Origin of the sequence: Arthrobacter sp. NPDC080082 (genome assembly GCF_040686595.1) — a bacterium.
In the GTDB taxonomy this organism is placed as follows: Bacteria; Actinomycetota; Actinomycetes; order Actinomycetales; family Micrococcaceae; genus Arthrobacter.
This window is the reverse complement of sequence record NZ_JBFBKQ010000005.1, coordinates 355,153-367,438: the sequence shown is the minus strand read 5'-3', so window position 1 is coordinate 367,438 and position 12,286 is coordinate 355,153. Positions and strand designations below refer to the sequence as shown.

Below are 12,286 nucleotides of genomic sequence, written 5' to 3'. Positions count from 1 at the left end.
GATGATTGCATTTACCGCGGCGGAAATCGCCGACATAACCAACGGCCGGCTGGCCGCCGATCCGGAGCTCACGCCCGGGTCCGTGGTCACCGACTCCCGCGAAGCGACGCCGGGCTCCCTCTACGTGGCCAAGCCCGGTGAGGCCGCCGACGGGCACGACTTCGTCGCCGCCGCCTTCGACCGCGGCGCGGTCCTGGCGCTGGCCGAGCGCGACGTCTCCGACGCCGCCGGCAAGCCCTTCCCGGCCGTGATCGTCGAGGACGCGGTCCTTGCCATGGGCGCCCTCGCCGCCGAGGCCGTACGCCGGATCCGGCAGCACCGCGCCGCCGCCGGCGAGGACTTCACCGTGGTGGGCATCACCGGCTCCGCCGGCAAGACCACCACCAAGGACCTGCTGGCCGGCATCTTCTCCGGCTCCGGCGAAACCGTCGCGCCCCAGGGCTCCTACAACGGCGAGGTCGGCGTCCCGCTGACCGTCTTCAAGGCCGGCTTCGGCACCCGCTACCTCGTCATCGAAATGGGTGCCACCGGCGTCGGCCACATCACCTACCTCGCCGAAATGGTCCGCCCGGAGATCGGCGTCGTGCTCTGCGTCGGCACCGCCCACGCCGGCGAATTCGGCGGCGTCGAGAACATCGCCCGCGCCAAGGGCGAAATGGTCGAGGGCCTCTCGGCCGACGGCACCGCCGTGCTCAACCTCGACGACCCCCGCGTTGCGGCCATGGCCGCCAGGACCCAGGCCACCGTGCTGGGCTTCTCCGCCGAATCCGGGCAGACCGGCGCGGGCGTCCTCGCCACCAACGTCGAGCTCAACGCCGGCGGCAGCCCCGAATTCGACCTCGTGCTGCCCGACGGCGGCACGCACCACGTCTCCGCCCGCCTGATCGGCGCCCACCACCTGACCAACCTGCTGGCCGCCGCGTCCGCCGCGTTCGCCGCCGGCATCCCCGGCGCGCAGATCGCCGCGTCCCTCAGCAGCCAGACCGCCGCAAGCCGCTGGCGGATGGAACGCACCGAACGGGCCGACGGCGTCACCATCATCAACGACGCCTACAACGCCAACCCCGAGTCGATGCGGGCCGCGCTCCGCACCCTGGCCGACCTCGGCCGCGGCCGGCGCACCTGGGCCGTACTCGGCGCCATGCTGGAACTGGGCGAGGACTCCATCCGCGAGCACACCGCCGTCGGCACCCAGGTGGTCCGGCTCAACATCTCCCGGCTCCTGGTGATCGGCCGGGAAGCCCGTGCCCTCTACGTCTCCGCCGTCAACGAGGGTTCCTGGGGCGACGAGTGCATCTTCGCCGAGGACGTCGAGGAGGCCTTCGGGATCCTCCAGGCCGAGCTCGAACCCGGCGACCTGGTCCTCTTCAAATCCTCCAACAGCATTGGCCTGCGCCACCTGGGGGACCGGATAGCATTAGCTGCACCGGCGCCGGACGCCGCCCCGGGCACCGGCCCGGACGCCACCCCTGCCACCGACGGGAGCACCCTGCCGTGATCGCACTGCTGATGGGCTCCGGACTGGCACTGCTGCTGTCCTTCCTCGGTACCCCGCTCTTCATCCGCTTCCTGGTCCGCAAGGGCTACGGGCAGTTCATCCGCGACGACGGCCCCACCTCGCACCACACCAAGCGCGGCACCCCCACCATGGGCGGCGCCGTCGTGGTGGTGGGCGTGCTGATCGCCTACTTCGCCACGCACCTGGTGATGTGGTGGATGAACCCGGCCTCGCCGGGACCCACCGCCTCGGCCATGCTCCTGCTCTTCCTCATGGTGGGCATGGGCCTGGTGGGCTTCCTGGATGACTTCATCAAGATCTCCGCCCAGCGCAGCCTGGGCCTGAACGCCAAGGCCAAGCTCATCCTCCAGGCCGCGGTCGGCATCATCTTCGCCGTCCTCGCCCTGACCTTCCCGGACGAGAACGGAGTCACCCCTGCGTCGTACCAAATCTCCCTTGTCCGCGACATTCCCTGGCTCAACCTCGCCTTCGGCGGCACCGTGGTGGGAGCGATCCTGTTCGTCCTCTGGTCCAACCTGATCGTCACCGCCGCGACCAATGGCGTGAACCTCACCGACGGCCTGGACGGCCTCGCCGCCGGCGCCTCCGTGATGGTCTTCGGCGCCTACACGCTGATCGGGATCTGGCAGAGCAACCAGTCCTGCGGCTCGCCCCGGCAGGCCGGCGGCGGCTGCTACACCGTCCGCGACCCGCTGGACCTGGCCCTGCTGGCGGCCATCCTCAGCGCGGCCCTGGTGGGCTTCCTCTGGTGGAACACCTCCCCGGCCAAGATCTTCATGGGAGACACCGGCTCGCTCGCGATCGGCGGCGCCGTGGCCGGCTTCGCCATCCTGTCCCGCACCGAACTGCTGCTGGCCTTCATCGGCGGCCTGTTCGTCCTGATCACCCTCTCGGTCATCATCCAGGTGGGCTACTTCAAGATCACCAAGGGCAAGCGGTTCTTCAAGATGGCGCCGCTGCAGCACCACTTCGAACTCAAGGGCTGGGCCGAGGTCACGGTCGTGGTCCGGTTCTGGATCCTCTGCGGACTGTTCGTCGCCGCCGGCCTCGGCATCTTCTACGCGGAATGGGTGGTACTGCTGTGATCGGCACGATTCCCGAACCCCTCGCCAGCTCGCCCCGGCTGGACGGGCTCACCAGCTGGGACGCCGACTGGGCCGGCCTGCGCGTGGTGGTGACCGGCATCGGCATCTCCGGCTTCGCCGCCGCGGACACCCTGATCGAACTGGGCGCACGCGTGGTGGTGGTGGACGCCGCCGAGACCCCCAAGGCCCTGGCCCAGGCGGACACACTGAAGATCGTCGGCGCGGCCGGCGTGCTGCTCGGCGAGGACGCCGTCAACTCCGTACCTACCGTGGACGGCCAGAAGCCGGACCTGATCGTCACGTCCCCGGGCTGGCGCCCGGACCAGGCCCTGCTCGCCGCCGCCGCGCGGGCGCACATCCCCATCTGGGGCGACGTCGAACTCGCCTGGCGGGTCCGCGTCCGTGAGGGCCGCAAGACCGCCGACTGGATCACCATCACCGGCACCAACGGCAAGACCACCACGGTGGGCCTGACCGAGTCGATGCTGCAGGCCGCCGGCCTGAAGGCGATCGCCGTCGGCAACGTGGGCACCCCCATCCTGGACGCGCTGCGCGACCCGGTGGACTACGACGTCTTCGCCGTGGAACTCTCCAGCTTCCAGCTGCACTGGAGCCACTCCATCTCCCCGGTGGCCAGCGTGTGCCTCAACGTCGCCGAGGACCACGTGGACTGGCACGGCTCCTACGACTCCTACCTCGCGGACAAGGCCAAGGTTTACGAACGGACCCAGAAGGCCTGCGTCTACAACGCCGAGCAGATCGAGACCGAGCGGATGGTCGAGGACGCCGACGTCGTCGAGGGCTGCCGTGCCGTCGCCTTCACCACCCTGACCCCGGCGATCAGCATGGTGGGCGTCGTCGAGGGCCTCCTCGTCGACCGCGCCTTCATCGCCGAACGCAAGGACAGCGCCGCCGAGCTCGCCGCCATGAGCGACCTCGGACCGGTGGCCCCGCGGCACATGGTGGCCAACGCCCTCGCCGCGGCCGCCCTGGTCCGGGCCTACGGGGTGGCGCCCGCCGCCGTCCGGGAGGGCCTGCAGAACTACCTCCCGGGAGACCACCGCATCCAGCCGGTCGCGAAGCAGGGCGGGGTGCTCTGGATCAACGACTCCAAGGCCACCAACCCGCACGCCGCTGCCGCCTCGCTGGCCGCGTTCGAGCACGTCATCTGGATCGCCGGCGGCCTGTCCAAGGGTGTGAATTACGACTCACTGGTGCGCGACAACGCCGCCAGGCTCAAGGCCGTGGTGCTGATCGGGGCCGACTCCTCGGACCTGCTGGCCTCGCTCGAGCGACACGCGCCGGATGTCCCGGTGATCGGCCACGCCAAGGGTGAGACTGAAAAGGAGCAGACTGCCGGACCGGCCGACGCCGACGCAGCCCCCTCGCCGATTTTTGGCGAGACTGTGATGGCCCAGGCCGTAGCGTCCGCCGCACAGCTGGCCGCCCCGGGGGACACTGTGCTCCTGGCCCCGGCAGCTGCGTCCATGGATCAGTTCTCTTCCTATGCTCACCGTGGCGACGCCTTCATCGAAGCTGTCCGCGAGCTCGTGGAAGGGCAGGCTCAGACCACCGAGGAGTAGCAATGGTCAGCACGCCCACCCGTCCCGCCACGGCAATCTCCGGCGGCACGGCCGCCGCCGGCCGCCTCCGCGGCTGGTACCGGATGTTCTGGTCCGCCCTCGAGGGCAACGGCCGGTCCCGGAACGGCTCCACCTACTACCTGATCCTTGGATCGACGCTGGCGCTCACGGCGATCGGCATCATGATGGTCCTCTCGGCCTCCAGCGTCGAGTCCATCGCCGCGGGGGAGTCACCCTATTCGGCGGCGCTGAAGCAGGGACTCTTCGCGGCGATCGGCGTCTTCGTCATGTTCGTCCTCTCCCGGGTGAACGTCGTCTGGCTCAAGCGCTTCGCCTGGCCGGCCATCTTCCTGGCCATCCTCCTGCTGGGCTTGGTGCTCCTGATCGGCCGCAGCACGTTGGGCAACCAGAACTGGATCGACGTCGGCCCCTTCACCTTCCAGCCCTCCGAGGCCGCAAAGCTGGCGCTGGCGCTCTGGATGGCCACGGTGCTGAACCGCAAGGCCGCGTTCCTCAGCCAGTGGCGGCACGTGGTTGTCCCCGTGGTATTCCCCGGCGCCGCCGCCATCCTGGGCCTGATCCTGGCCGGCAACGACCTCGGTACCGCCATGATCATCATGATCATCATGGCCGCCGGGCTGTTCTTCGCCGGGGTCCGGCTGTACCTGTTCGGGATCGCCGGCGTGGCGCTGGCGATCGGCACCGCCGTCCTGGCCGTGACCAGCCCCAACCGCATGTGCCGCATCCTCTCCTGGACCGGGCAGACCTGCTCCGACGGCTCGGACCTGAACTACCAGTCCACCAACGGCCTCTACGGACTGGCCTCCGGCGGCTGGTTCGGCGTGGGCCTGGGCCAGAGCCGGCAGAAATACAGCTGGATCCCCGAGGCCCATAACGACTTCATCTTCGCGATCATCGGCGAGGAACTCGGCCTCATCGGCACGATCGTAGTCCTGATCCTCTTCGCCGTCCTCGGCACCGCGATCTACCGCGTGGTGGTGGCCCAGCAGGACCTGTTCCACCGCGTCCTGGCCGGCGCCATCATGGTCTGGCTGCTGGGACAGGCAACGGTCAACATGGCCGTCGTTACCGGCCTGCTGCCCGTGATTGGCCTGCCGCTGCCGTTCATCTCCTATGGCGGCTCGGCGCTCCTCATGTCCCTCAGCGCCGTCGGCGTCGTCCTGTCCCTCGCACGGGCGCAGATGGCGCCGGACATGCAGCCCAAGGGTCTGCTCCGCTTCGGCCCCGCCGGGTTCACCCGGATCCTGCGCCGCAGGGTCGTGGCCCGGCGCGAGGGGGAGACGACGACGACGGCGACGGCGCCCGCCAAGTTCTCCACGGCGAGGCCTGCCGCCGCCAAAGCGGCCGCCCCCGCAACAGCCACCCGCAAGCCCCCGGGGACGAAGCAGGCAGACACTAAGCAAGCCGGCACGAAGCAAGCCGGCGCGAAGCCCGCCAGCCCGACCCCGACGGCGCCGGCCACCCGGCCCGCCGGCACCCGGACCCCCAGCCCCAAGAACCCCGCACGGAAGCGTACCCAGACCTGATGAAGACCCCACCGCCCCTCTCCGTCGTCCTGGCCGGCGGCGGCACCGCCGGCCACATCAGCCCGCTGCTGGCGATCGCCAACGCCGTCAAGGAGGCACGGCCGGACGCCGCCCTGCTGGCCGTCGGCACCCCCGGCGGCATGGAAACCCGGCTTGTGCCCGCCGCCGGGCTGGACCTCGCCACCGTGGACCGCGTGCCCTTCCCGCGCAAGCCGTCCAAGGCGCTCCTGCAGCTGCCGGGCAAGCTTGCCGGCGCCGTCCGGCAGGCCGGCGTCATCCTGGACGACGCCCGGGCCGATGTACTGGTGGGCGTCGGCGGCTACGTCTGCACTCCGCTCTACCTTGCGGCGTGGCGGCGAAAGATCCCCATCGTGGTCCACGAGGCCAACACCCGCCCGGGCCTGGCCAACCGGGTGGGCGCCCGCCTGAGCCGGCACGTCGCCGTTGCCTTCGCGGCCACCAGGCTGCGCGGCGCCCGCCACGTCGGCATGCCCATGCGCCGCGAGATCTCCGGGCTGGACCGGGCCGGCGCGCGCGCCGCTGCCCGCTCAGCGCTGGGTCTGGAGCAGGACAAGCCCACCCTGATCGTCACCGGGGGTTCCTCCGGCGCCCAGAGCATCAATCGGGCGATCGCCGCCGCTGCGGACGCCCTCGGCGCCGCCGGCATCCAGACGCTGCACATCACCGGCCGGGACAAAGCCGTCCACGACGCCCGGGGCCGCCTCCTCGAGGCACCGGGTTACCGCCAGGTCGAATACATCGACGGCATGGAACTCGCCTACGCCGCCGCCGACCTGCTGCTGGCCCGCGCGGGTGCCGCGACCGTCTGCGAGGTGGCCGCCGTCGGGCTCCCCGCGGTGTTCGTGCCGCTGCCCATCGGCAACGGCGAGCAGGCCCTAAACGCCGCCGGACTGGTCGACGCCGGGGCGGCGCTGCTGGTCGACGACGCCGCCTTCGACGCCGCGTGGATCACCGGCACCATCCTCCCGCTCCTGGGCGACCCGGCGCGGCTGGACCGGATGGCGCACGCGGCGGAGCAGTTCGGCATCCGCGACGCGGACCGGCGGATGGCCGCCCTGGTGCTCGAGGCCGCCGGCGCGGACACTACACATCCGGACCCGACCACAGACCCCACGACGCAGGACAAGCAGTGACCGGCACGGCAGGAAGCGGTAAAGCAATGGCACAGGAAACCGGCACCGGCCAGGCGGCCAAACGCACCCAGGAGTCGCTGGGGCGGGTCCACTTCATCGGCATCGGCGGCGTCGGCATGTCCGCCGTCGCCCGCATCATGGTGGCCCGCGGCGTGCCCGTCAGCGGCTCCGACGCCAAGGACCTACCGGTGATGGCCGACCTCGCCGCCGCCGGCGCCCGGATCGCCGTCGGCTACGACGCGGCAAACCTCGGCGACGCCCAGACCGTGGTGGCCGGGTCAGCGATCCGCGCCGACAACCCCGAACTGGCCGCCGCCAGGGCCGCCGGGCTCCCCGTGCTGCACCGCTCCGAGGCCCTAGCCGCCGCCATGGCCCGGGACACCGCCGTCGCGGTCGCCGGCACCCACGGCAAGTCCACCACCACCTCCATGATCACCGTGCTGCTGCAGGGCGCCGGCCTGGACCCCTCCTTCGCCATCGGCGCGAACGTCCCGGCGCTCGGCGTGAACGCCGCCTCCGGGTCCTCGCCGGTGTTCATCGCCGAGGCGGACGAATCCGATGCCTCATTCCTGAACTACCGCCCGCAGATCGAGGTGGTCACCAACGTCGAACCGGACCACCTGGACCACTACGGCACCGCCGAGGCCGTCTACGAATCCTTTGACCGCTTCACCGCCCTGCTTCCGGCCGACGGCCTGCTGGTCGCCTGCGCCGACGACGACGGCGCCCGGGACCTCGCCCGGCGCACCCGCGAACGCGGCACCACCCGCGTGCTCCTCTACGGCACCTCCCCGGAGTCCGACGTGATCCTGCACGACGGCGGCCGTGGCGCCCTCACGCTGGAGACCGTCACCGGACGCTACGACGTCGAACTCCAGGTCCCCGGCCGGCACAACGCGCTGAACGCCGCCGCCGCCTTCGCCGTGGCGCTGGAGCTGGGCGTCGCGCCGGAGGCCGCCGCCGCCGCGCTGGGAAACTTCACCGGCGCGGCCCGCCGCTTCGAGTACAAGGGCGAGGGCTGCGGCGTCCGCGTCTACGACGACTACGCCCACCACCCCACGGAGGTCCGCGCCGCCCTGGCCGCGGCCCGCTCGGTGGCCGGCGATCACCGGGTCCACGTGCTCTTCCAGCCGCACCTGTTCTCCCGGACCCGGGAATTCGCCCGGGAGTTCGCCGAGGCCCTCAACGCCGCGGACACCGCCTGGGTCCTGGACATCTACCCGGCCCGCGAAGACCCCATCCCCGGGGTCACCAGCCAGCTGATCGCCGACCACCTGGGCCCCAACGGGCACTTGGTGGGACCCGGCGCCGACGCGGTCCAGGCCGTGCTGGCCGCCGCAGGCCCCGGCGACATCGTCCTCACCGCCGGCGCCGGCGACGTCACCGCGTACGGGCCGCTGCTGGTGGAGGCGCTCACCGCCGGGATCCCCGGTGCCTAGCTCCCGCCGGCCCGGCTACCCGCCCGCGCCGCGCAGTTCGACTCAGCGTAGTTCGACTCAGGGCAGCCCAAACCAGGGCAGTTCGGGCCGGGACGGCGCCCCGGCGTCCCGCCCCGGCGTCATCTCGGCGACGAAGTCGGACCAGGGACCGGGCACGTCCGCGAGCCCGGCGCCGGAGCCGGCGCCCGGCAAGGTCCTGGCCTTCCCCGAACCGAAGGCCCGGCGGCGGCGCCGGATCGTCCTCGGCACCATCGCCGTCGTCGCGGTCCTGATCGCGGGGGTCATCGCCGCCGCCGTCTATTCGCCGTGGCTCGCAGTCCGCACGGTGACCGTGCAGGGCACCAGGATGCTCAGCCAGGACCAGATCCAGGCCGCGCTGGCACCGCTGCAGGGCAAGCCCCTGCCCCAGGTCAGCGACCGGGACGTCACCGCGCTGCTGCAGCCTCTGGTGCAGGTCAAGTCCGTGACCAGCCAGGCCCGGCCGCCGTCGACCCTGCAGGTGACCATCGTCGAGCGTGTCCCGGTGGCCCTGCTCAAGCAGGGCGAGGCCTTCCAGCTGGTGGACCCGGACGGGGTTCCGCTCGGAACCGCGCCGGATGCCGCGGCGGTGAAGCTTCCCGTCATCGACGGCGGGGGAGGGGCGCTGCCGCAGGACCTGTTCCACGCCATCACCGGCGTACTCGGCGCGCTGCCGCCGGACATCCTCGCCCGGCTCTCCGACGCCTCCGCCAAGTCCGTGGACGCCGTGGAACTGAAGCTCGTGGACGGGCAGACAATCGTCTGGGGGAACGCGGGGGAGAAGGACCTCAAGGCCCGGGTCCTGGCCGCCCTGCTGAAGGCGCCGGCGGACCCCAAGAACCCGGTCAAGGTCTACGACGTCAGCGTCCCGCGCCACCCCGTCACCCGCTGACGGCCGGCCGGGGAGATTCGCCATTTAGCCGGTATTAGCGCGACACGCTGAGCCGGTCATTGAATGTCCCCGGCCTAGCCAATAGCGTTCCAACTACGAGTTAGTTGACATAACTATAACCCTCAAGTCGAAGGTTAAGGTTAGCCTTTCAAGCTGGACTCCATCAGATTTCGCAATAGAACACGAACAAGGGACACGTAACGTGGCAGCTCCGCAGAATTACTTGGCCGTCATCAAGGTCGTCGGCATCGGCGGCGGTGGCGTGAACGCAGTCAACCGCATGATTGAGGTGGGACTTCGCGGCGTCGAATTCATCGCAATCAACACCGACGCGCAGGCGCTGCTGATGTCCGATGCCGACGTCAAGCTCGACGTCGGACGCGAGCTGACCCGTGGTCTCGGAGCCGGCGCGAACCCCGAGGTGGGCCGCCAGGCCGCCGAGGACCACGCCGATGAAATCGAAGAGGTGCTCCGCGGCGCGGACATGGTCTTCGTGACCGCCGGCGAAGGCGGCGGCACCGGCACCGGCGGCGCGCCCGTCGTGGCCCGCATCGCCCGGTCCCTCGGCGCCCTGACCATTGGCGTCGTCACCCGCCCGTTCACCTTCGAGGGCCGGCGCCGCGCCGGTTCCGCCGAGGCCGGCATCGACGCCCTGCGCGACGAGGTCGATACCCTCATCGTCATCCCGAACGACCGGCTGCTCTCGATCAGCGACCGCAACGTCTCGGTGCTGGACGCGTTCCGCTCCGCCGATCAGGTGCTGCTCTCCGGTGTCCAGGGCATCACGGACCTGATCACCACCCCCGGCCTGATCAACCTCGACTTCGCCGACGTCAAGTCCGTCATGCAGGGCGCCGGTTCGGCCCTGATGGGCATCGGCTCGGCCCGCGGCGAGGACCGTGCCGTCAAGGCAGCCGAGCTCGCCATCGCCTCGCCGCTGCTGGAGGCCTCGATCGACGGCGCCCACGGCGTCCTGCTCTCCATCCAGGGCGGGTCCGACCTGGGCCTGTTCGAAATCAACGAGGCGGCCCGCCTGGTGCAGGAGGTCGCGCACCCGGAGGCCAACATCATCTTCGGCGCCGTGATCGACGACGCCCTCGGCGACGAGGCCCGCGTCACCGTCATCGCCGCCGGCTTCGACGACGTCAAGGCGACCTCGCCGTCGATGGACCAGTCCCAGCCGGCCCCCGTGCGTCAGGCCGCACCGGCTCCCGCCCCGGCCCAGGCTCCGGCCTCCGCCCCGGCGCAGCCGATGCACGCCGGCGTCGGCGCTTCGGGCCTGAGCAGCTGGGGCCAGCAGCGTCCCGCCGCCGTACCCGCCGATTCGGGCTTCGACGTGGACCTGCCCTCGGTCGTGGAGCCGGACCTGTCCGGCCGCCACTCCGATGACCTGGACGTCCCCGACTTCCTGAAGTAGGCCACCGGCACCACCCGCAGTACCCAGCATGGCACCGCCCCGGCGGTGCCATGCTTCGTTGCGGGCGGGTACCGTGGTGGGAGCGGAGGACATCCGCTCACGAAAGACAGCAACAACCGGAACAGTGGTGAGATACGTGTTTTCCTGGCGGGCAGAGGTGAGCCCCGGCGTGTGGGTTGCCTTCACGAACGCGGCGGCCGGCAACCTGGCCCTGCACGTCGGCGACGACCCCGCCGAGGTGCGCAGGCGACGGCAGGACCTCGCGGCGGAGGCCGGCGTGGGCCCGGACGGGTTCTCCTTCATGAACCAGGTGCACGGCAACGACGTCGCCGAGATCCCCGCGGACGCCGGCCAGGGTGCCGCGCCCACCGCCGACGCCCTGGTCTCTGCCGGCGCGCCGCTGGCCGTGATGGTGGCGGACTGCGTGCCGGTCGTCCTCGTGGGGGAGCGGGCCGCGGAGGACGGCGCCGGAGCCCCGGCCCCCGTCTTCGGCGTCGCCCACGCCGGCCGTCCGGGCACCGCCGCCGGGGTCGTCCCCGCCGCCGTGGACCGGATGCGCGCCCTCGGTGCCGGGACGATCCGGGCCTGGATCGGCCCCTCCGTCTGCGGCCGCTGCTACGAGGTGCCCGCGGAGCTCCGCGAGGAGGTGGCCGCCGCCGTCCCCGCCACCTGGACCACCACCGTGCAGGGAACCCCCGGGCTCGACCTCCCCGCCGGGGTGCGGAGCCAGCTCGAGGCCGCCGGCGTCGAGGTCATGTACAACGGAGGCTGCACGCTCGAAGACCCTGAGCTCTTCTCCTACCGCCGGGACGCCTCCATCGGGCGCTTCGCCGGCCTGGTCTGGGCCGCGGCATGAGCGGAGCACCGGCCCCGGATCCCGGGGCGGATCCCCGCACCGCGCAGCTCTCCGAACGGCTCACCGCCGTCCGCCGGCGCATCGCCTCGGCCGCGGAGGCCGCCGGCCGTGGTGCCGACCTGCCCCAGCTGATCGTGGTCACCAAGTTCCACCCCGCCGCCGACGTGGCACGCCTGGCCTCCCTGGGCGTCACCGACGTCGGCGAAAACCGCGACCAGGAGGCCGCGGAGAAGGCGGCCGAACTTTCCGCCCTGGCCCTCCGCTGGCACTTCATCGGCCAGCTCCAGACCAACAAGGCCAAGTCCGTGGTCCGCTACGCCGCCGCCGTACACTCCGTGGACCGGCCGCAGCTGGCAACCGCCCTCGCCAAGGCAATCGCCGTAGAACAGGGCAGCACCGGCCGGGACGACCTCGACTGCTTCATCCAGGTCAGCTTGGCCGACGACGCCGACGGCAACCGCGGCGGCGCGCTGCCCGCGACTGTGCCGGAGCTCGCCGCCCAACTCGCCGACGCGCCCGGCCTTCGGCTGGCCGGCGTCATGGCCGTCGCACCGCTCGGCGCACCGCCCGAACCCGCGTTCGAAAAACTCGCCGGCATCGCCGCGGCGCTGCGCGCAGACTTTCCGCAGGCCAGCGGCATTTCCGCGGGAATGAGCCAGGACCTGGAGGCCGCGATCCGGCACGGGGCGACACACCTGCGAATTGGCTCCGATATTCTCGGTCCGCGTCCGGCCGTGCGGTAGGTTCAACGTATTGGAAGGTAATGGCGGGGCAAT

At 71.4% G+C, this 12,286-nt stretch carries 9 protein-coding genes and 1 pseudogene; all 10 read left to right on the top strand.

The genetic code is table 11. The annotated features are described in order from the left end of the window. The first annotated feature begins 1 nt into the window (after nt 1). The 10 genes and pseudogenes from murF (at nt 2) to AB0O44_RS12710 (ending at nt 12,253) form a co-directional block, all read left to right on the top strand. Nucleotides 2-1,498 (top strand): UDP-N-acetylmuramoyl-tripeptide--D-alanyl-D-alanine ligase, encoded by a 1,497-nt coding sequence (gene murF, locus AB0O44_RS12755; protein WP_364137851.1) that lies wholly within the window; start codon nt 2-4, stop codon nt 1,496-1,498. Next, nucleotides 1,495-2,604, top strand: coding sequence for a phospho-N-acetylmuramoyl-pentapeptide-transferase (mraY, locus tag AB0O44_RS12750; protein ID WP_364137849.1), 1,110 nt, complete (start codon nt 1,495-1,497; stop codon nt 2,602-2,604). Before murF ends, mraY begins: the two co-directional genes overlap by 4 nt. Continuing rightward, the gene (gene murD / locus AB0O44_RS12745) at nt 2,586-4,187 is read left to right on the top strand and encodes a UDP-N-acetylmuramoyl-L-alanine--D-glutamate ligase (RefSeq protein WP_364137847.1); all 1,602 of its coding nucleotides are present in this window, start codon (nt 2,586-2,588) and stop codon (nt 4,185-4,187) included. Before mraY ends, murD begins: the two co-directional genes overlap by 19 nt. 2 nt (nt 4,188-4,189) lie before the next feature. Then, a pseudogene (gene ftsW, locus AB0O44_RS12740) lies at nt 4,190-5,428 on the top strand (putative lipid II flippase FtsW); the annotation flags it as partial. Between the two features lie 305 nt (nt 5,429-5,733). After that, the gene (gene murG / locus AB0O44_RS12735) at nt 5,734-6,888 is read left to right on the top strand and encodes an undecaprenyldiphospho-muramoylpentapeptide beta-N-acetylglucosaminyltransferase (RefSeq protein WP_364137845.1); all 1,155 of its coding nucleotides are present in this window, start codon (nt 5,734-5,736) and stop codon (nt 6,886-6,888) included. 26 nt (nt 6,889-6,914) lie between these two features. Beyond that, nucleotides 6,915-8,327 carry a UDP-N-acetylmuramate--L-alanine ligase gene (gene murC, locus AB0O44_RS12730; RefSeq protein WP_364137843.1) on the top strand — a complete coding sequence of 471 codons (1,413 nt, stop codon included), beginning with the start codon at nt 6,915-6,917 and terminating at the stop codon, nt 8,325-8,327. After that, entirely contained in the window at nt 8,320-9,237 is a 918-nt protein-coding gene (locus tag AB0O44_RS12725) for an FtsQ-type POTRA domain-containing protein (RefSeq protein ID WP_364137841.1), read from the top strand. Before murC ends, AB0O44_RS12725 begins: the two co-directional genes overlap by 8 nt. A gap of 202 nt (nt 9,238-9,439) precedes the next feature. Continuing rightward, nucleotides 9,440-10,654, top strand: coding sequence for a cell division protein FtsZ (gene ftsZ / locus AB0O44_RS12720; RefSeq protein WP_364137839.1), 1,215 nt, complete (start codon nt 9,440-9,442; stop codon nt 10,652-10,654). Between the two features lie 136 nt (nt 10,655-10,790). Next, entirely contained in the window at nt 10,791-11,510 is a 720-nt protein-coding gene (locus AB0O44_RS12715) for a polyphenol oxidase family protein (RefSeq protein WP_364137837.1), read from the top strand. Continuing rightward, nucleotides 11,507-12,253, top strand: coding sequence for a YggS family pyridoxal phosphate-dependent enzyme (locus AB0O44_RS12710; RefSeq protein WP_364137835.1), 747 nt, complete (start codon nt 11,507-11,509; stop codon nt 12,251-12,253). Before AB0O44_RS12715 ends, AB0O44_RS12710 begins: the two co-directional genes overlap by 4 nt. Nucleotides 12,254-12,286: the final 33 nt, after the last annotated feature.